Genomic DNA, 18,144 nt, shown 5'->3' with positions numbered 1-18,144 from the left:
TTTAATCTTTCCATGTTTTGGCCTTTTTCTTGACCGATTATTTTTATATTCTTCTTCCTGTATATATCAGTAATGGTCCGATAAGATGAAGATCGATGTTGAACTGAAAAACGTAACTAAGAAATTCGGAGATGTTGTTGCAGTTAGCGATGTTTCCTTTCAAGTGGAAAAGGGACAATTTTTTTCTCTCTTAGGGCCCTCCGGATGTGGAAAGACTACTATACTCAGAATGATCAGCGGCTTTGAGAAGCCAACCGAAGGGGAGATACTCATCGAAGGAGAACCTATGGCGGATGTACCCCCCTTTAAGAGGCCTACAAACCTAGTCTTTCAGAGCTTAGCTCTATTCCCTCACCTCAACGTTTATGAAAATATAGCATTCGGATTAAAAATAAAAAAAATACCGGAAAACGAAATCAAAGCAAGAGTTAAAGAAATGTTAGACCTCGTTAGACTTCCAGGCTATGAAAAGAGGAAAATAAGCCAATTGAGCGGCGGCGAAAAACAAAGAATTGCCATTGTAAGGGCTTTGGTTAATAAACCAACTGTATTGCTTCTAGACGAACCTTTGGGACCATTAGATCTAAAACTTAGGGAGGAAATGATTGTCGAGCTGAAGAGAATTAAACGTGAAGTCGGCACTACCTTCATCTACGTCACTCACGACCAAGGAGAAGCTCTAACGATGTCCGACAAAATAGCCGTAATGAAAGCCGGAAAGATCATGCAGATCGGCTCGCCTATCGAGATTTATGAACAGCCTAACTCTGAGTTTGTGGCTAATTTTATTGGGGGAACTAACGTTTTCAAAGGGAGGTATGAGAATGGGGCAGTGGAAGTCGATAATCTGGGGAAAATCACCGTCACACCTGAGTGTCAGCTATCCAAAGGATCAGTCTTAGTCTCCATCAAGCCGGAGAAAATTTTCATCGGAAGAAAGTTAAACGCGTTGGATAATATATTCGCTGGAGAAGTTAAAGAGGCCTATTATCAGGGCCGAGTCGTCACCTACAGAGTTTTGCTGGAAAATGGTTCCTCCATTTCAGTTGTAGCGCCCAGTCCCGGCATGGAAGGCATTTTTGGAATTGGGGAGAAGGTAAAAATCGGTTGGAATAAGAAAGACTCCAAGTTGATAACCTAGGCTAAATCCATTGGAGGCCATTGTCGAACGGAAGTGGTAATATGAGTATAAAGAAATCTTTCCGGAATTTTTTCACGGCACAGACCAACTCAAGGTTAAAAGATCTTTTGCTAGTTCTACCCACTTACTTATGGATTATCATCGTATTTTTCATTCCTGTTTTTTCAGTGTTAATCTTGAGCTTCGCTGAATTAAGTCCTGTGACAAGAACTGTTGTTAATTTTCCCGTACTCAGCAATTATGCAAAACTATTCATCCGAACGGATTATGCCAGACTTCTACTTCGAACGTTTTTTATAGCGGTTACCGTTACAGCTTCATCCGTTTTGTTCGCGTATGTTGTAGCCTATTTTATAGCCTTTAGAGTTTTAAAAAATAAGTATACTGTTCTATTCCTGTTTCAAGCGCCTTATTTTGCCACCTATATGCTGATATTGCTGGCTTGGCGGTTGATGTTAGGCAGCACAGGAGTAATAAATTCATTGCTCCTATATTTCGGCTTAATAAGCGAGCCCATCAAACTATTGGGGTACAACCTATTTTCTGTTTGGCTGGTTTTAACTGCCACATGGTTTCCCTGGTTGATTCTGCCGATATTCGTGTCGCTGGAAAAAATAGACAGAGTTTTGCTGGAGGCTTCAGACGATCTGGGCGCTTCGCCCATTACAACATTCCTAAAAGTTACTTTTCCCCTGAGTCTACCCGGAGTTTTCGTAGCAGTTTTGTTCGTGTTTATTCCGACGATGGGAGAATTCATAGCTCCAGCAGTAGTGGGAGGCAGAACCGGAATATTGTTTGGAAACCTGATCTACGATTTCTTCCTCAAGGGGTTTAGGTGGGATGTAGCCGCGGCTTTCACTGTTTATCTGCTGATTATAACTTTCATAGCGGTCTTCCTACTTTATCGGAGAATCGGCTTCAGGAAGCTGATGGAGAGTCTCTAAAATGACGAAATCGAGTATAATGTTCATTGTCGTACTTGGATTCTTGTTGATACTCACATTTTTCCCCATCGCCATACTGTTACTGCTATCCCTCAACGAAACTTCTACTCTGCCCTTAAGAAACTTCCCCACCCTCAAATGGTACATCGAACTTCTCCGATTTCCAGCCGCTATAAATGCCGTTAAATACTCCCTCATGGTCGCTTCCGTTACCACGGGAGCCGCTGTAATCTTCGGAATCTGCGGAGGGTATGCACTAGCGCGCACAAACTTCGCTGGGAAAAAAATTTTCACAGGGCTCTTGCTGATGCCCATGGTGACACCTTACATCATCATGGGTTTCAGTTTGATGTCCTTTTTATTAAAAATGGGGGTAAACCCATCGTTAATAGTCATCATTATAGGTCATATTCTAATCACCATACCCTACACTACCTTGGTCTTAACCTCCAGATTCATAGCTCTTGACATAAGTCTTGAAGAGGCTGCCATGGATTTGGGCGCGGGTAAATTCACCACTTTTCGGAAAGTAACGTTGCCTCTTATAATGCCAGGAGTGGCGGTGGCCGCCATTTTAGCCTTTATCATCTCGTGGGAAGATGTTGCCCTCGCGGTTTTCCTTGCCGGGACAGAGCAAACAGCGCCTGTGTATATTTACTCTTTGCTGATGAAACTGCCAAAATTCGTGCCAATCTTAACGGCTATGTCCTCCATCATATTGTCTTTTGCCATCGGACTTGCGTTTTTGATGAGGATGATCGAAAGAATATCAGCCTGAAGACGCCAACTCAAAGCTAGGCATTTGAGAAGTTGACTTTAGTTAGAAAAATCAGAAAAACCTAGTCGAGAGTTTTCCGGGTTTCTACAGTGACAGAGAGACTTATAAATAGGATCCTAAATCATGAAGCAATCAGCTTGACCCCTGCAGTCCGCAAATTACGCTTGCAAATCCGGCCCAACAAAAAATCTTAGCAACATCGTTCAGTAAACCGTAATATTTATATATAATCTGAACCGGAATAATAAACAGCCGCTTTTAGGAGAGATATATAAAAATGAGTAATGAATCTCGAAGAAAGGCCCTGAAATACGGCATCGCCGCCGTGGTTGCGGCGGTGGTGGCCGGTGTGGGCGGCTACGCCGCTTGGCAGGCCACAAGGCCCGCTCCAGCCCCAACCCCGACACCCGCACCAACTCCTACGCCAACTCCAGTACCACCACCGAAAGCTAATGAGATAATAGTTTGGACGTGGGCTGGGTATGATGTTGAAGAACTGTGGCTTGCGTTTAGGGAAAAACATCCGGATGTAAAGGTATCGCACGTCATTTTTCCTGATGAAGATTCAGCGTTGGCAAGGATAGCGATTGGAGATAGGTTTGACGCCTCCAACTTCGGCGGCTATTGGACTCATTTCAAGAGATATTTGGAGTTTGATGCGCTAGAGCCGATAGACTTAGATTTGATACCTAACTACCAAGATGTACATCCTTTCTTTAAAGCACTAGTTGAAAAATACGGCAGACACAACGGCCAACTCTATATGCTGGTGACGGATATGGGAATGACTTCGATTATTTACAGAAGAGACCTAATCCGGGATGCGGGATTACCAGAGCCTGACAGTTGGTCGTGCTTGTGGGATCCAAAATATGCAGAGGTAGGAACGGCCATGTACGATGCTCCTTCTGAAATTGCTGGGCCTATGTTCGACGCATTGTTTACAGTGGAAGAGTTCAAAAATCCTACTGATGACCAGATAGAAGCTTGGAAAGATGCGGTGATGAAAGCGTTTAAGCAAGCAAAAATTATCTACGATGACCAGTATGAGCTTTTTGCAAGTCTTAAAGAAGGCGAAGTAGCCATTGCAACCATGTGGACGGAATTGTACGCTGCAGGGTTGGCTGAAGGTTTGGACGTGGTCTATCTGGGGCTTACACCTGGAGCCAATTACAGGACGGGAGAGGCTCTGTTCATCTGGCCTTACGCTATGAATGTGGGAGAAGGCTCTCCAGAAAGAGGAACCTACGAGCTTGCCCATGACTACATAAATGCCTTCTTAGATCCTCGAACAGGCCAATTTCTGACCAACGTTTACTATTACGCATCCACGAATGTAAAAGGATGGGAACTGGCGGACCCCGAAATAATAAAACTGTTGGGATTGGATAAACCTGAAGACCTGTTGGAGAAAGGAATCTTCTACAACTGGGAACACCCAGATCCACCGATATGGGACAAATACTTTGAAGCATGGACAGAAGCCAAAATAGCTGCTGGAATTTAAAAAAACCATCCACCATTCGGCAACGGTTTCGTTCGTCCCGGCTAACTTGGTATGGTAAAGAACCTGCACAAGTTAGTCCACATGATAGTATTAACCTTGCGATGAATTCAAGTCCGCAGAGTCCACAGATACCTAATGTAGGCAGTTGGTTTAGAGTGAACATGATCAGTCTTCAACCACCTTAATGGCTCCGAGCCTATGAGAAGCATGATTGCTGAAGAAAATCCTCGCGGGAGAAGCCCTATCCCAGCCGGCCAGAGTATACATCAACCCTCAAGAACTGGAAGACCACCAACTGAAAGCCCTCAGCCAAGCCCTGAAGGAGACGTTAAAATGGGTGCCGCTAGTAGACCGATGAAAAAAGTACCTATTCAGCTCTAGAATGGTGCGGCCGCCGGGATTTGAACCCGGGTCCTCAGCGTTCTGCCTCCCAAGGTTGGCAGGCTGATGTCCTAACCAAGCTAGACTACGGCCGCCCGGCTCCTTCTAGGATTATGGTGGAACCTGATTTAAAACTGTTGAAGATTTGGCCCAGCCTTCACCGGGCTTTGCCTATCTCCTCCACAGCCTCGGGGTTGCTGAGGGTGGATATGTCCCCCGCCGGCTTCCCCAAGACCACCGCCTTCACCACCCGCCGCATGATTTTGCCGCTTCGGGTTTTGGGGAGGTCGGAGACGAACCACACTTCCTCAGGCCTCGCCAGCTTCCCTATCTCCCGGGCCACATGCCCCCTCAGCTCTTCCCGCAGCTTCTCCGTGGGCTCCACGCCTCTCTTCAAGACCACGTAGGCGACGATGGCTTCTCCCTTCACCTCGTGGGGTTTCCCGATCACAGCGGCCTCAGCCACAGCCTCGTGGCTGACGAGGGCTGACTCCACCTCGGAGTTGCCTATCCGGTGGCCTGCCACATTGAGGACGTCGTCGGCTCGCCCTTGGATCCAGAAGTAGCCGTCCCTGTCGATGCGGGCTACATCCCCCGCCAGGTAGACGTTGGGGTACTTGCTCCAGTAGACTTCCCTGTATCTTTCAGGGTCCTTGTAGAGGCCGCGGAACATAGCGGGCCAAGGGGTGAGGAGGACGAGGTTGCCTCCTTGGTTCACCAAGGGTTTTCCCTCCTCATCGTAGACATCAGCCGTCCACCCGGGCAGAGGCCTTGTAGCCGAGCCGGGCTTCAGGGGGGTGATGGGGAGAGGTGAGATGCAGAAGCTACCCGTCTCCGTCTGCCACCAGGTGTCCATGATGGGGCAGCGTTCCCCTCCGATGTGCTTGTAGTACCACATCCAAGCCTCGGGGTTGATGGGCTCCCCCACCGTGCCCAGCAACCTCAGGGAGCTCAGGTCATGTTTCGCAGGCCACTCTTCCCCATAGCGCATGAAAAGCCTGATGCTGGTGGGCGAAGTGTAGAGCACAGTCACCCCATACCGCTCCACGATGGACCACCACCTGTCAGGCTTCGGGTAGTCCGGCGCGCCCTCGTAAAGCACTGAGGTAACCCCCAAAATCAGAGGCGCGTAGACTATGTAGCTGTGCCCTGTGACCCAGCCGATGTCCGCCGCACACCACCAAACATCCTCATCCTTCAAGTCGAAAACCCATTTGAGGGTGAAGGCTGTCCCCACGGCGTAGCCTCCGTGGGCATGAACCACCCCCTTGGGCTTTCCCGTGGTTCCGGAAGTATAGAGGATGTAGAGGAAGTCGTTGGCGTCCAAGATCTCCGTCTCACATGTTTTCTTCTGGCCGTCTACCACCTCATGCCACCAGAGGTCCCTTTTCTCATTCCAAGAAACCTCGCCGCCTGTCCGCTTGTAGACGATGACATGCTCCACGCTGGGCGCCTGTTGAAGAGCCTCATCCGTCTGCTTCTTCAAGGGAACGGTCTTCCCCCTCCTGTAGAAGCCGTCGCAGGTGATGACAACCTTCGCCTCCGAGTCGTTAACCCTGTCTCTCAAGGCGTGGGCGCTGAAACCGGAGAAAACAACGCTGTGCAAAGCTCCTATCTTCGCGCATGCCAGCATGGCTATGGGAAGCTCGGGGATCATGGGCAGATATATTCCCACCCTGTCGCCTTTCTTCACCCCCAAGCTTTTCAGGGCGTTAGCAGCCTGGCAGACTTTCCCATGCAGTTCAGCGTAGGTCAGCTTTTCCCTGTCTCCAGGCTCGCCCTCCCAGATGTAGGCGACTTTGTTCTTTCTCCAACTCTTCACATGCCTGTCTAAAGCATCGCAGACGATGTTGTACTCTGCGCCCAAGAACCACTTAACCCAGGGGGGGTTCCACTCCAAAACCTTGGTGTAGGGCTTAGACCAACCTACCAGCTCCTTTGAGATTTCACCCCAAAACCACTCTAGGTCTTTGGCCTTTTCCAGCAGTTCCTCGTAGGTCTTTATGCCGTGAGCGTCCATCCACTTTTTGACATGGGTCTGCTCCACCAAGTCTTTTGGTGGGTGAAAAATTCTCTCTTCTTTCAGCAGAACGTCTATTCCCGTTTTGGAGGGAGGCATTACCCGACGCACCTTCAGGCTCTTTATATTTTTTAAAAAATACATAAAGTTTTAGGCCCACGTCCGTATGAGTCAAAAGAACACCAGAAACCCCGCCGGAATGCCGGGGGAAGCTTTCCCTTGAAAAGCCTCACATTGACCGTAGCGTTCGCAGCTGTCGCCCTGCTACTCGGCGTCTACGCAGCACTATCCTACACTGGCGGAGCGGTGGATGAAGAACAAAGCCTGGAAATAGCCCGGGAGTTTTTGCTGAACAGTCCCACCTTTCGATTTGATGGCATGGAGGAGACTCTCAAGCTTGTAGAGATCGTGCGCTCCGATGCCCCCGGCCGTTGGGAGTTTGTGTTCTCCTTCCACAGCCGACATGCCGGCTATGGGGACCGAACCGGTCAAGTGCTTCTTCCGGTTGTAACTCCCCACACAGCGCACATCACCGTGGAGAAAGGCTGGGTTGTCTCCGCTGTCTTAGACGGCCGATGGGACATGCTTAGGCAGGAGATGCTTGAGAAGTAGAGAGGCTGGGAAAGATAGAGCTACGCTGCCCAGCCGTCCTCAGCCTACTTATGCGTCTTCGATTTTCTCAAAGTTTCCAGCCTTTTCTCCGGAAGCCCTATGGCTGTTTCGTAGGCGGAAATGATCCTCGAAGCAGCCACCCACGCCTCCAGACTCTGCGGGTCGATGCAAGCCGACCAGTCGGCTGTTTCTAGAACAGCCTTGGAGAAGCAGCCGTGGGGGAAGCCACCTACCACGACAGCCGGGCGGGGTGAGGCTGAGAGTTCCTCCGCGACCTCCAGGGGAGTCTTCGGATTTCCTTTCCGGGTTAAAGCAACCAAGAGAGTGGGCTTCACGTGGGCGACAAGCTCCGGGAAGGAGAGGTTTTCAAGTTTTAGCAAGGTATCTTCTTCGGGGGGAACCCTCCCCGCCTGAAAGAGTTGCTCCATCAGCCCTAGGAATCGATTGTAGTTCCTAGGAAGCCTCAGCTGAGGGTTAACGAAAATGACGCGGTCGTCGTAGGTGTGGACGTAGGTTCGAAGAAGGCCTGCGAGGTTGAGGGGGGAGCCCAAGGCTTCTAGGAGAGTTAGGTGCACGATGTCAGGGCGCCCTCTTTTTTCCTTATCCTTCAAGCTTCCCATGGCTCTGTAGTGGTAGGATTTATCCAGCAGCTGGACTTCGGCTTTTTTCCCCAGCCTACGGGAAAGAGCAACAACTTGGCGATGTCTCCTTATCTCCGGCGGGATAACCTCCAAGGCTGCTTCAGCCAGCAGAAAAGTTAACAAGCAGATAACCTATAATGGAACAGATGTTTTCTTCTATAAAATAACTCCGCTGGCTTCCAAGGGGGTGGCTTGACGAAGACTCCTAAAGGCGAAACCAAGCAGATTGCCCGGGAAAGAGTCAACATCTTGCTAAACTTGGCGTTAGAGACACACCGCCAACATCCAAATCTAGCCCAGCGTTATGTTCACCTAGCTCGGAAGATAGCCATGAAGCACAAGGTCCGTCTGCCCGCCCGTTGGAGAACCATGGTCTGCCGGACGTGTAACAGGCTGCTCATTCCAGGCCTGACCTCTAGGGTGCGAATTCAGGAGCGGAGGGAGCCTCATCTGACCATAACTTGCCTGCAATGTGGCCGCATCAAACGTCTTCCCTTTAAAAGCGGGGGGCGGCGGGCAGACAAAAAGTTTAACTTGAAACGTTTACCGTAATACTTTACATCCATACATACTCGGGAAGGGTCAGGCTTGCCGTCGGTGTACGATGTTCCTCCAGAGCTCTTGATAGAGAAGCTCTCCAAATATCTGATGGAGAATGTGGAAGAAGTCAGTCCGCCCCCTTGGGCTGAATACGTAAAGACTGGAGCCCCCAGACAGAGGCCGCCGGACAGGGATGACTGGTGGTACGTTCGCTCCGCCTCTGTTCTCCGAAAGCTTTACGTGAGAGGCCCTGTAGGGGTTTCCCGGCTTAGGCTGGAATATGGCGGAAGAAAAACAGGTAAAAGGAGGCCTGAGCATTTCAAGAAGGGAAGCGGAAACATTCTGAGAAAAATCTTCCAGCAGCTGGAGAAAGCCGGCCTAGTTAGAAAAGAGTCTTCGAAGGGAAGAGCGCTAAGCGGGAAAGGGAGAAGCCTCCTGGACAGGCTGGCTGCGGAGATTAAGGAGGAGATGAAAAGTCCTGAGAGGTGAGATGGAAGTCTTGTCCGTCGACGATGAGGAGCTTGAAAGATTGAAGCAGCAGAGGATGGTGGAGCTGCGAAGACAGGCAGCGGCTGAAGAGGCGAAGGTTCGCGCTGAAAGTGAAAAGCAAGCCCTCCTCAGGGTTATATTAACTCCTGAGGCGAGGCTGAGGCTCAGCAACATTAAGATGGTTAGGCCTGAATTCGCCGAGCAGCTGGAGAGGCAGCTGATTCAGCTGGCTCAGTCCGGGCGGGTTCCGGCTCCCTTGACAGACCAGCAGCTGAAGGAGCTTCTAAGAAGACTTACCTCCACCCGAAAAGATATAACCATCAGGAGAATCTAGAAGGTTGAATAGCCTTTGACAAGCCGCAAGGTTTTCCCCAAAAAACTGAGACTGTCCAAAGAGTTGAAGGCAGCGAAGCCTGTGCCAGCTTGGATTATGGCTAAAACCAAAGGAAAAGTCAGGAGAAGCCCTGCTCGAAGACATTGGCGGAGGACGAAGATAAAAATCTAATCAGCGGGCGTTGTCTATGGCTGAAGATTCTTCTAAACCCAGCGAAGATGAAGCCGAGGAGCGGGAGGAGGAAGAGGAAGAAGCTGGAGAAGAGGTTGAAGAAGAAAGGCTCTACGTGGTGCCGTTTGGCAGAGTGTGGAATGCCCCCCGACCTTACCGCACTCCTAAAGCTGTAAAGGCCTTGAAAGACTTCATCAAAAAACACATGAAAGTTGACCGGGTGCGGGTTGACGGTAAGCTAAACCAATTCATCTGGGGGCGAAGCATCGAAAAGCCTCCCAGAAAAATAAGGGTCAGAGTGACCAAGGACAGGAAGGGTGTAGCCACAGCCTACTTGGCAGAGGCTGCCCAGTAGGGTTAAACCCGGTTTTCAGCTTCCCAAGGATTCAGCTTCTTCCGATGTTACGTAGCTGTAGCCTACGCAGTCCACAAGCTCCAAGCCCTCAAGCTGAAGCTCTAAGGTCATGGGAGTCTTGAGGATTAAAGTGAAGTGTTTTATGAAGTCTTCAATGGTCTTGTTGCCGATGTTAGTGTAAGTGATGCTCCTCAGGGAGAGACTTTGAGCCTGGTTTTTAACCACAGCCAAAACCACATGCCTGCTCAGGTCTCGTCTTTCAAGAAGTTGTTTAAGCTGACCTTCCAAGTCTGAGGTTTCGCAGTCGAAGAAGATTTTCTTATCCAAGTAAACCCATTTCCTGAGGGTTCGGAGGTCGTATTCCAGCTTCCCCAAGTCTTTTTCCAGCATTTCAAGATATTTCTCCGTGGAGGTTATTCCAGCATTCAAACTTTCCACCTTTTTCGCTGGGTTGAAAAGAAGCTGTTGTGGTTTTGGCTGGCAGCCGTTCTTTGAGCCTTCTACCCGGAGACCGTTTATTCGATGGCGATGGGCTCCCCTTTCGGTTTCTTTTTCTCCTTCTTCGCCAACGTTACCTCGAGCACACCGTTTCTGTAGGTGCTTTTAGCTGTTTTCGGATCTACCTCCTCAGGCAACTCCAGCTCCTTAAAGTATTTCCTTTGAGGGTTATCCACGTGGATTGTCAGCGTGTTTGAGGTTGCGTGAAGCTTGATGTCGGTTTTCTCCACTCCGGGAAGCTCGGCTATGACCTTGATGTTCCCGTCGTCGGAGATCACGTCGACCAAGGGCTCTCGCTCAGTCTTTATGTCTAACCCCGGGCCTAGACCGCCCAGCTTAGGCCTTGCGGACGGCTTGATGTTGCCGAACTCTCTGATCACAGGCTTTCCATCCGGGCCTATGGTTACGGAGTACCCGTAGACCATGGGGCCTATTTCTCGGATGGTTCTTCCATCGGGAAGCTTGCGTTCCCTTATCATGTCTTCGGGGATGTTTTTGAAGCCTTTGAACAGGTCTTCCATCATGCGGTCTATTTCCTTCATCATGTCTTCGAAGCCTTCATAGAACCATCGCCCGAACCCTGGGAAGGGAAACCTTCTGCGCTTCCACCATTCAGAAAACTCATCCCACGACAAGTTAACCGCCTCCAAGAGTTTTCATATCCACAGATGCTCATAAACATTTATGGAGAAGTTCCCAGCTGAAAGCCGGCGGGGTAAAACCTTTAGCTTCCCAAGGGGACGGAGATCTTGACTGCGCCCCCCTGGGAAGGGGGTGGAAGCTGTGTGGCTGAACCAACGGTATGAACGCTACCTCTCCCAAGTGGAGCACATGGTGGAGAGGCTTAACAAGCATCTGCCCAAGACCCGTAAAACCTTAGGTCAGCTTCTCCGGGAGGAGGAACCCTCAGTGGAGGCTGTGGACGGAAGCAAAATCTGCTTCCGACGGCAGGACATCGAAACTGTGGCTAAGGTGATGCCTGCCGAGCTTCACGGCTCCCTCTTTCTCCCCATCGTGGTTGTGAGAAGACTGGAACTGGGGAAGGGCGTATACTTCATCCTAGGGGGCAGAGCTGAGAAAGCCTTGGTCAGCAGACTTTTAAACTTGGATGAAGGGGAGAAAGACCTCTACCTTTATAGGCTTCAAGTCTTCGAGCTTCTCGGTAAACTCAAATCCCTCCTCACCATCGCCTTCGACCTACCTCCCACAGCAAAGCTCAGCTGAATTTTAACCCCAGGGGAGGGTTAGGGGAGATTTTTTCCTAAAAGTCTAAAGCGTTGGGTGGCGTTTGCTGTTTGTTAGGCTAAAGCTTTTTACACCGTGCCCTCCAATTAAATCTTAAGAGTGATGTTTCCTAGGATTTCGGGAAACATCGGCTGGAAGCAGGAGCTTTCCCTTGTCCGGCAAGAGGCATGAGAATCTCGAATACGAGATCCTTCGGATGATCAAGGAGAAAGGCCAAGAGGGGATCCTCCAAAGCCAGCTTTGGAAGCTGATAAAGGCCACCAGCAGGGAAGGCTCTCGGATTTCCATGAGACTGGAGAGAGCGGGGCTTGTTGAGAGGCAGCGCATCCTCCACGAAGGCAAATGGACCTACAAGCTGGTGGCCAAGAAGAAAGCCATCACCGTGGACACCCTCATAGAGCTGCCCTGCGGCTTCTGCTATCTCCAAGAAAAATGCGGCGCCGGAAACCCCCTTTCCCCCTGCACATGTCCAAGGCTGAACCAGTGGGTGGAAAGGGAGGCTGGGAGAAAACAGGATGGGTAGAAACTGGAAGCAGGAGAGAAAGAGGGATTTTTACTACAAGAAAGCCAAAGCGGAAGGCTACCGTAGCCGAGCGGCCTACAAGCTTCTTCAAGCCAACGGAAAATACAGGTTCATCAAGCCGGGGGATAGGGTTGTAGACCTCGGTAGCGCCCCAGGCGGCTGGCTTCAGGCAGCCGGCCGGCTGGTCGGAGATAAAGGCGAGGTGCTGGGCGTAGACGTGAAACCCGTCGCCCCCCTGAAGGCGACTAACATCCGGTTTATGGTGGGCGATGTCTTAGACCCGAGTCTTCCCTCCAAGATTCTTGAAGCTTTCAAGACCAAGGTGGATGTGGTCCTATCCGACGCTTCCCCCAACATTTCAGGAGTCTGGGAAGTCGACCACGCCCGGCAGATAGAGCTGGCTCAGGCTGCCTTCACCTTGGCTAAGGCAGTCCTCCGGAAAGGGGGCGTTTGCATGGTCAAGGTTTTCGAAGGCCCTCTGACCAAAGAGTTTCAAAGGGAGCTTAAGCAGGCCTTCGAGGTGGTGAGGGTTTTCAAACCCCAAGCCAGCCGGGCTAGAAGCTCTGAGCTCTACTTCCTAGGCCTAGGCTTCCGTGAGGACTCTTCTCAGCAGGTCTAGGGGGGCCTCCGTTTTCAAGCCTAGGGGGTGGAAATGGGTTCCCGCAGCTGGGAAGCCTAGGGTTCGGAGCCTCTGAAGCAGTTTAGCGAAGGGAGGAGGAGGGCATTTCCACAGCTCGCAGAGCCGGCTTACCACGTAGTAGCCGGGACCCCTATCGGCTTCTTCTCCGATTTTTCGGAGAACCCCCTTCAAACGGTGCATCTGCCTCAGCCTCATCTTTCCAAGAGCTTTGAACATCGTCTCCAAGATTTCTCGGCTCCAGAGTTTCCCTATCCACAGAGGCCCCGCGTAGTCTAGGGGGCTTCCGCAGTTTTTGCATCGAGCCTCCAGCTTTGGGAAAAGACCCGGAGCCTGCCGGCGGCTCAGACATCGAAAGCAGTGGTGAAAATAGCCCAGCTGGCTGAGGCTCCGGTCCGCTTTACCGGCTCCTCTTTCCATCGCCAAGTAGGCTCGGACGTAGTGGTCGCTGGAATGGGTGAACAAAGGCTTAAGCGCGATGTCCACCCTGGCTGCCGTGAGGACTGCGGAGCCCACAAGGATTCTGGCCGCCAACTCATGGCAGTATTCGGTTCGGAGGGGTTTCGCCCCGTAACGCCTCAGGCAGGCTTTTGGGTGAACTCCGCAGAGGGGAGCCATATCGGTGGCGGTAAGGGCTAGAACCCCTCCCGCCTTGAGGGCTCTCAAACTCGAGTCCAAGTAGGGTACGGGTGAACCGTAGGGGTCCACGTCGATGTAGTCAAAACGGCTGCCGGGTTTCCCATGGCTGCTGAGGAAGACATTGGCGTCCTCTCGGGATACTTCGACCTTAGCTTCAACTCCAGCCTCCCTTACGTTAAGTTGAGCTAGGGCTGCGGCTTGGGGGTTTAGGTCGTTCACCCACACTTTTTTCACCCTATCCACTTCGAGGGCGAATCTGATGCCTCTCACCCCGCAGCCAGTTAAGGGCTCGCATACTTCCAGCTCTCTGGAAGCTGAAGTTCCGAAGGCTTGGAGGAAGAGCACCGCGAAGTCTCTGTTCAACTCCATGACGGGGTTGTAGAAAACAGGAGCCTCAGCGGACCCCGGGCCTTGAGGTTTAGGCTTGGACGCGGGAACCATGAATCTGGCTTTCCCTTCCTCCGCCCACATGGTGGGAAACTCAAGTTTCATCGCCTTCAGCCTTCCCTTCGAGGTCGGTCAAACTCCTAGAAGGCAGCTGCTCCTCCGCTGTGGCTGCCTATACTTAATTGGTAGGCAGAGATTTTGAGGTTGCTGTTAAGTTTTAATATTCGAAACTTATCCTAGTTCTAAGCGAAAAAATTTCACCTTCGCGGAGCCATAACCTTGGCTGAAAAATACGACATTGTGGTGGTGGGAGCCGGGCCTTCTGGAATCCTAGCGGCAAAAACAGCCGCGGAAAAGGGGTTGAAGGTTCTCCTCCTAGAGCGGGGGAGGCAGCCCGGCGACAAAAGCGTGGGAGGCGAGTTTCTCCCCATCAGCATATTCCAGAGGTTCCCTTGGATGAAGGAAGGCCCGGTGGAGAGAGCCATGACCAAGTGGGGCTTCCATTTTCTCCACGAAGATAAGCTCACTGAGCTCAAGTTCAGCCGCCGAAACGGGGAATACGGCTTCACCGTGCACAGACCCAGCTGGGATAGGTGGACTTCAGGCTTTGCGGAGGCTGCAGGAGCTACGCTGAAGACCTCCACCCTCGTCGAGAACCTGCTCTTCGACAAACAGAACCACGTAGTAGGCGTGGCGGCTGAGGGGGGAGAGAAATTCTATTCCTCAGTGGTCATCGGAGCCGACGGCTCCAACTCCACCGTCGCATTGAAAGCAAGCCTCAGGTCTAGGTGGCCGCTTAACGCCCTCGCCCTCTGCGTCAAGCACACCTACCTCCTGTCTGAGGAGGAGATTACTCGGAGGTTTTGCGACGAGAACGATGGCGGAGAGTTGAAGATATTCCTCAGTGAGAAAATCTCACCAAAAGGCTACGGGTGGATTTTCCCGTCCAAAGAAGATTTCTGCGTGGGAGTAGGCTCCGCTCTCGACGTGCTCGAAGAAAGCATTGAAAACCGTCTTTCAAACTTCTTGGACTTCCCCCTAGTAAGGAAGCTGACCCAAGGCGCTACCGTGTTCCAGCACTCTGTTCACACCGTCCCCGTTTACGGTCCTCAGGGGAAAACCTACGCTCACGGCGTGCTCCTCGTCGGAGACGCAGCGGGTTTCGTCTGCCCTATGGATGGAGCAGGCTACGAGGCAGCTGTCTTCTCCGGTAAACTGGCTGCGGAGGTGGCGGCGGAGGCTTTAGGCGAAGGCGACTGCTCGGCTGAGGCCTTGGAGAAGTATGAAAAAAAGTGGAAAAAAAGCTGGATGGGCGGGGATATAGACACGGGAGCACGGCTGCAGGATTTAATCTTAAACGGCATAGGCATCGGCAGGCTTAGCAGGCTTCTCTACGAACTCGGAGCCGCTCTCAGCAAGCATGGAAGCTACCTGGACAAGTCTCACAAGGAGTCTTTGGCGGAATTCCTAAGCCAAATAGAGGACCTTCGAGGTCTCTTCTCCCAGTAAACAGCAAACCAGCCGGCTTGGTGGAGGGGTTTCTCTTTTACCCTTTAAATTTCTCCACCACCTAAACCTACTGGAAGGATAAACCCTCACGGGGGACATGAAGTGGGCGGAATACTGGACGCGGCTCAGAGACTGCTGGAAGAATACCGCCTCTGCGACAACTGCCTCGGAAGACAGTTCGCCACCTTAGGCCATGGGATGGACAATGCGGAGAGAGGCCGGTCGCTGAAAAACACCCTCCTCCTAGAGGCCCACAGCATGATTCAGGCAGAGGATAAAGCCGGGGTGAGGCTTCTCAGAAAACTGGCCGCTCACGGCATGTTTGAAGCCGCCGCGCAGACCCTTCGGAGGCTGGGGGTTGAAGCAGGAAAGGGGAAAAAAGAGAAATGTCAGCTCTGCAGGGGAAAAATTCAAGAAATCCCCCAGCTCGCAGCGGAGATTGCTGAAAAAGCCAAGGAGTTTGAATTCAACACCTTTCTGGTGGGAGCCAAGATTCCCGCTCAGCTTCTGGAGGCGGAGGACTCGGTAAGGGCGCGGTGCGGGGCGGAGTGGGGGGAAAGCATGAAAAGCGAATTCACCCGGGAAATCGGGAAGACCCTGTCGAAGCTCACAGGTAAACAGGCGGACTTCGCCAACCCGGAGCTCGTGGTCACAGTCTCCCCCTTCAAAAACGAGTTCACCTTGAAGGCTAACCCCCTTTTCGTTGAAGGTCGATACCGGAAACTGGTCACGGGGATCCCTCAGTCCCGTTGGCTTTGCCGAAGATGCGGAGGCAAGGGCTGTAGCTTCTGCGGGGGCACAGGTAAAAAATACCCTGAATCAGTTCAAGAAATCCTAGAAGCTCCCATCTTGAAGCTGACGGAGGGAGAGGGCGCTGAATTCCACGCAGGAGGCCGCGAAGACATCGACGCTCAGGTTTTAGGCAGCGGAAGACCCTTCGTCGTGGAGGTGAAAAACCCTCGAAGACGCTTCATCGACCTTGAAAGAGTTAGGAGGGAGGTGAACGCAGGGGGCAGGGTGGAGGTTCTAGACCTCAAGCTCGCAGGCAAAGACGCTGTCAGAAGGGTCAAAGCGGCAGAGGCAAGCCCTAAAGTCTACCGCTTCCTAGTAGAGTCAACAGAGAGGCTGACGGAGGAAGACCTGGACGCTGTGGAAAAAGCCTTCACAGATAGGGTTATCCGACAGCTCACACCCAGGAGGGTGCTCCACCGGAGAGCAGACAAGGAGCGAGAGCGGCGGGTCTACAGTTTGAAAGCTGAAAAGCTTTCAGACAGCAGGTTTGAAGTAACCCTAAAATGTCAAGGCGGCCTCTATGTAAAAGAACTGGTGGACGGGGATGAGGGTAGAACGACTCCCAGCATCGCCGAGGTGCTGGGAAAAAAGGTTAAATGCCTGAGGCTTTCCGTGATAGATATCGGCGGTGAGGAAGATGAAGTCTAAGGGCTACCGGTCTAGGACGAGGAACCTGCTGAGAAAGCCTCGGAGAAGCCGGGGACTCAAACCTCTGGGATACCTGCTGAGAAAATACAGGACAGGAGACAAGGTTGTGCTCTCCATCGACCCTGCGGTGCATAAGGGACAGCCTCACCGGCGCTACCACGGCAAGGTTGGGGTAATCCTCCAACAGCGAGGGAGAGCCTACGTGGTTCAAGTTCAGGATGGAGGCAAAACCAGACAGATAATAGCTCGGCCTGAGCACCTGAAAACCTTCGAAAACAAGGTTTAGGGGGAAAGCTAGGTGCCCCTGAAAATTTCGGAAAACAAGCTTCTCACCCACGCAAAGGCGAGGGAGATACTCCGAAATCTAGGTCGGGAGTTAAACCAGTTTCAGAAAAAAACCTTGGAGTACTTGGATGTCTTCTCTAAGGTTAACGCGGAGGATGCGGAAAAGCTGGTTGAAGAGTTGGTGTCCTCCTTTGACCTCGAGGTCAAGGAGGCTGTTCAGATAGTCAACTGTATGCCTGAGAGCGTGGAGGAGCTGAGAGTTTTCTTCCCCCGGTATAAGCTCATTCCAACCGAGAAACTCCAAGAAATGCTCAGCCTCCTAGATAAGTACAGAAAATAGCTACGCGGAAATGCCGATAGGAGAACACTTCCCCGTCCGTTTCCAGCTATTGCTGAGGGGAGGCTGCCTGCCTATCTGAACGGGGGGCTGTTAATTTATATATTTTCAATAGGCTGATTTCATATTTGAGGGGCTTTAATGGAAAAACGCCGCTATGAGGAAATGGCTTTCGTCCTAGATTTCCTCCCGCGAGGGAAAATGTTCGGCCGCGAATTTGTAGCGGAGCCGGTGGTTCAGTTGGTGGGGGAGGACTATTTCACCCTTCTAGAGGCTACTCTCAAGCCGGGGGTGACTGTCAACCTCCACGAATACCTTCACATAGGGAAGGAGAAAAGAGATAAAGTCAACCACATCCTCGGCCGGATCAGCTACGAGGAGTTGACCTCCACGGCTAAAAGCGAGCTTCCCTACGTGGTGGAGGAAATCGTCAAAATGCAGGAGCAGAGATTCGTCCAGTTTTTCAACACAGCCCAAGCGGTCACCCCTAGGATGCATGCCTTCGAACTGCTCCCAGGCATAGGGAAAAAATACATGTGGCAGATAGTGAACGAGAGGGAGAAAAAGCCCTTCGAAAGCTTTGCGGACCTTCAGAAACGAACCTCTGTGCCCGACCCCCAGAAGGCGGTGGTGAAGAGGATTATGGAAGAGCTGACCACCACTCCCAAGTACCGCCTGTTCATCCGTCAACCCTGAGGAGGCGAGGCAGCTCTCCCCGCAGCAGGTTAAGA

At 51.7% G+C, this 18,144-nt stretch carries 24 protein-coding genes and 1 tRNA gene; 19 read left to right on the top strand and 6 right to left on the bottom strand.

Annotated features, from left to right (window positions below):
• Positions 1-85: 85 nt before the first annotated feature.
• From BWM17_RS05195 to BWM17_RS05175, 5 genes are all read left to right on the top strand, one after another.
• The gene (locus BWM17_RS05195; protein WP_309492883.1) at positions 86-1,141 is read left to right on the top strand and encodes an ABC transporter ATP-binding protein; all 1,056 of its coding nucleotides are present in this window, start codon (positions 86-88) and stop codon (positions 1,139-1,141) included.
• A 581-nt stretch (positions 1,142-1,722) separates the two neighbouring features.
• A complete protein-coding gene (locus tag BWM17_RS05190; RefSeq protein ID WP_309492882.1) occupies positions 1,723-2,085 on the top strand; it encodes an ABC transporter permease in 363 nt (120 codons plus the stop codon).
• 46 nt (positions 2,086-2,131) lie between these two features.
• A complete protein-coding gene (locus tag BWM17_RS05185; protein WP_309492881.1) occupies positions 2,132-2,863 on the top strand; it encodes an ABC transporter permease in 732 nt (243 codons plus the stop codon).
• Positions 2,864-3,140: 277 nt separating this feature from the next.
• A complete protein-coding gene (locus BWM17_RS05180; protein ID WP_309492880.1) occupies positions 3,141-4,370 on the top strand; it encodes a PotD/PotF family extracellular solute-binding protein in 1,230 nt (409 codons plus the stop codon).
• Positions 4,371-4,581: 211 nt separating this feature from the next.
• Positions 4,582-4,728 carry a hypothetical protein gene (locus BWM17_RS05175; protein WP_309492878.1) on the top strand — a complete coding sequence of 49 codons (147 nt, stop codon included), beginning with the start codon at positions 4,582-4,584 and terminating at the stop codon, positions 4,726-4,728.
• Between the two features lie 25 nt (positions 4,729-4,753).
• Here BWM17_RS05175 and BWM17_RS05170 read toward each other — a convergent pair.
• Together BWM17_RS05170 and acs are read right to left on the bottom strand one after the other, a co-directional pair.
• Positions 4,754-4,846 (bottom strand) — tRNA-Gly (locus BWM17_RS05170).
• 62 nt (positions 4,847-4,908) lie between these two features.
• Positions 4,909-6,870: an acetate--CoA ligase gene (acs, locus tag BWM17_RS05165; protein ID WP_309492877.1), complete on the bottom strand. Its 1,962-nt coding sequence runs from the start codon at positions 6,868-6,870 to the stop codon at positions 4,909-4,911.
• 120 nt (positions 6,871-6,990) lie between these two features.
• Here acs and BWM17_RS05160 point away from each other — a divergent pair, with 120 nt between their 5' ends.
• Complete coding sequence (locus tag BWM17_RS05160; protein ID WP_309492876.1) at positions 6,991-7,383, top strand: hypothetical protein; 393 nt, start codon at positions 6,991-6,993, stop codon at positions 7,381-7,383.
• A 44-nt stretch (positions 7,384-7,427) separates the two neighbouring features.
• Here the strand turns inward: BWM17_RS05160 and BWM17_RS05155 are convergent, their stop codons facing one another.
• On the bottom strand, positions 7,428-8,147 hold the full coding sequence (locus BWM17_RS05155) for a hypothetical protein (protein WP_309492875.1): 720 nt from the start codon (positions 8,145-8,147) through the stop codon (positions 7,428-7,430).
• A 69-nt stretch (positions 8,148-8,216) separates the two neighbouring features.
• On the opposite strand from BWM17_RS05155, the gene BWM17_RS05150 reads away from it, so the two are divergent.
• From BWM17_RS05150 to BWM17_RS05130, 5 genes are read left to right on the top strand one after another with little or no spacing between them, the layout of a single operon-like run.
• Entirely contained in the window at positions 8,217-8,576 is a 360-nt protein-coding gene (locus BWM17_RS05150) for a hypothetical protein (protein WP_309492874.1), read from the top strand.
• Between the two features lie 36 nt (positions 8,577-8,612).
• The gene (locus tag BWM17_RS05145; protein ID WP_342766493.1) at positions 8,613-9,053 is read left to right on the top strand and encodes a 30S ribosomal protein S19e; all 441 of its coding nucleotides are present in this window, start codon (positions 8,613-8,615) and stop codon (positions 9,051-9,053) included.
• Position 9,054: 1 nt separating this feature from the next.
• Positions 9,055-9,387, top strand: coding sequence for a DNA-binding protein (locus tag BWM17_RS05140; protein ID WP_309492873.1), 333 nt, complete (start codon positions 9,055-9,057; stop codon positions 9,385-9,387).
• A gap of 15 nt (positions 9,388-9,402) precedes the next feature.
• The gene (locus tag BWM17_RS05135; protein WP_309492872.1) at positions 9,403-9,558 is read left to right on the top strand and encodes a 50S ribosomal protein L39e; all 156 of its coding nucleotides are present in this window, start codon (positions 9,403-9,405) and stop codon (positions 9,556-9,558) included.
• Between the two features lie 16 nt (positions 9,559-9,574).
• Entirely contained in the window at positions 9,575-9,913 is a 339-nt protein-coding gene (locus BWM17_RS05130) for a 50S ribosomal protein L31e (protein WP_309492871.1), read from the top strand.
• A 15-nt stretch (positions 9,914-9,928) separates the two neighbouring features.
• On the opposite strand, the gene BWM17_RS05125 is transcribed toward BWM17_RS05130, so the two are convergent.
• A complete protein-coding gene (locus BWM17_RS05125) occupies positions 9,929-10,342 on the bottom strand; it encodes a hypothetical protein (protein WP_309492870.1) in 414 nt (137 codons plus the stop codon).
• 86 nt (positions 10,343-10,428) lie between these two features.
• Positions 10,429-11,061 (bottom strand): archaeal heat shock protein Hsp20, encoded by a 633-nt coding sequence (hsp20, locus tag BWM17_RS05120; protein ID WP_309492869.1) that lies wholly within the window; start codon positions 11,059-11,061, stop codon positions 10,429-10,431.
• Positions 11,062-11,185: 124 nt separating this feature from the next.
• Between hsp20 and BWM17_RS05115 the strand changes: the two genes are divergently transcribed.
• The 3 genes from BWM17_RS05115 to BWM17_RS05105 all read left to right on the top strand — a co-directional run bounded on the left by BWM17_RS05115 (position 11,186) and on the right by BWM17_RS05105 (position 12,798).
• Positions 11,186-11,635, top strand: coding sequence for a DUF61 family protein (locus BWM17_RS05115; protein WP_309492868.1), 450 nt, complete (start codon positions 11,186-11,188; stop codon positions 11,633-11,635).
• Positions 11,636-11,807: 172 nt separating this feature from the next.
• On the top strand, positions 11,808-12,179 hold the full coding sequence (locus BWM17_RS05110; RefSeq protein ID WP_309492867.1) for a hypothetical protein: 372 nt from the start codon (positions 11,808-11,810) through the stop codon (positions 12,177-12,179).
• Positions 12,172-12,798 (top strand): RlmE family RNA methyltransferase, encoded by a 627-nt coding sequence (locus BWM17_RS05105; protein ID WP_309492865.1) that lies wholly within the window; start codon positions 12,172-12,174, stop codon positions 12,796-12,798. Before BWM17_RS05110 ends, BWM17_RS05105 begins: the two co-directional genes overlap by 8 nt.
• Here the strand turns inward: BWM17_RS05105 and BWM17_RS05100 are convergent.
• Positions 12,763-13,947: a tRNA (guanine(10)-N(2))-dimethyltransferase gene (locus tag BWM17_RS05100; protein ID WP_309492864.1), complete on the bottom strand. Its 1,185-nt coding sequence runs from the start codon at positions 13,945-13,947 to the stop codon at positions 12,763-12,765. The two genes, BWM17_RS05105 and BWM17_RS05100, sit on opposite strands and share 36 nt — an antisense overlap.
• 174 nt (positions 13,948-14,121) lie before the next feature.
• On the opposite strand from BWM17_RS05100, the gene BWM17_RS05095 reads away from it, so the two are divergent.
• The 5 genes from BWM17_RS05095 to BWM17_RS05075 all read left to right on the top strand — a co-directional run bounded on the left by BWM17_RS05095 (position 14,122) and on the right by BWM17_RS05075 (position 18,109).
• Positions 14,122-15,351 (top strand): NAD(P)/FAD-dependent oxidoreductase, encoded by a 1,230-nt coding sequence (locus BWM17_RS05095; protein ID WP_309492863.1) that lies wholly within the window; start codon positions 14,122-14,124, stop codon positions 15,349-15,351.
• 102 nt (positions 15,352-15,453) lie between these two features.
• The gene (locus BWM17_RS05090; RefSeq protein WP_309492862.1) at positions 15,454-16,791 is read left to right on the top strand and encodes a tRNA pseudouridine(54/55) synthase Pus10; all 1,338 of its coding nucleotides are present in this window, start codon (positions 15,454-15,456) and stop codon (positions 16,789-16,791) included.
• Positions 16,781-17,077, top strand: a complete 297-nt coding sequence (locus BWM17_RS05085; RefSeq protein WP_309492860.1) for a 50S ribosomal protein L21e — start codon at positions 16,781-16,783, stop codon at positions 17,075-17,077. The genes BWM17_RS05090 and BWM17_RS05085 overlap by 11 nt, the downstream gene beginning before the upstream one ends.
• Positions 17,078-17,089: 12 nt before the next feature.
• Positions 17,090-17,416 carry an RNA polymerase Rpb4 family protein gene (locus BWM17_RS05080; protein ID WP_309492859.1) on the top strand — a complete coding sequence of 109 codons (327 nt, stop codon included), beginning with the start codon at positions 17,090-17,092 and terminating at the stop codon, positions 17,414-17,416.
• Positions 17,417-17,554: 138 nt separating this feature from the next.
• Positions 17,555-18,109, top strand: a complete 555-nt coding sequence (locus tag BWM17_RS05075) for a DUF655 domain-containing protein (RefSeq protein ID WP_309492858.1) — start codon at positions 17,555-17,557, stop codon at positions 18,107-18,109.
• The last annotated feature ends 35 nt before the right edge of the window (positions 18,110-18,144 follow it).

It is taken from the genome of Candidatus Hecatella orcuttiae (assembly GCF_002009985.1).
Classification (GTDB): domain Archaea; phylum Thermoproteota; class Bathyarchaeia; order Hecatellales; family Hecatellaceae; genus Hecatella; species Hecatella orcuttiae.
This window is presented reverse-complemented; position numbering and strand designations above follow the sequence as displayed.

What these genes read in the sequence shown, in the direction of transcription:
- BWM17_RS05195 (WP_309492883.1), top strand. Translation starts at nt 86, where the DNA reads ATGAAGATCGATGTTGAACTGAAAAACGTAACTAAGAAATTCGGAGAT.
- BWM17_RS05180 (WP_309492880.1), top strand. Translation starts at nt 3,141, where the DNA reads ATGAGTAATGAATCTCGAAGAAAGGCCCTGAAATACGGCATCGCCGCC.
- acs (WP_309492877.1), bottom strand. Translation starts at nt 6,870, where the DNA reads ATGCCTCCCTCCAAAACGGGAATAGACGTTCTGCTGAAAGAAGAGAGA.
- BWM17_RS05140 (WP_309492873.1), top strand. Translation starts at nt 9,055, where the DNA reads ATGGAAGTCTTGTCCGTCGACGATGAGGAGCTTGAAAGATTGAAGCAG.
- BWM17_RS05130 (WP_309492871.1), top strand. Translation starts at nt 9,575, where the DNA reads ATGGCTGAAGATTCTTCTAAACCCAGCGAAGATGAAGCCGAGGAGCGG.
- BWM17_RS05105 (WP_309492865.1), top strand. Translation starts at nt 12,172, where the DNA reads ATGGGTAGAAACTGGAAGCAGGAGAGAAAGAGGGATTTTTACTACAAG.
- BWM17_RS05100 (WP_309492864.1), bottom strand. Translation starts at nt 13,947, where the DNA reads ATGAAACTTGAGTTTCCCACCATGTGGGCGGAGGAAGGGAAAGCCAGA.
- BWM17_RS05085 (WP_309492860.1), top strand. Translation starts at nt 16,781, where the DNA reads ATGAAGTCTAAGGGCTACCGGTCTAGGACGAGGAACCTGCTGAGAAAG.
- BWM17_RS05075 (WP_309492858.1), top strand. Translation starts at nt 17,555, where the DNA reads ATGGAAAAACGCCGCTATGAGGAAATGGCTTTCGTCCTAGATTTCCTC.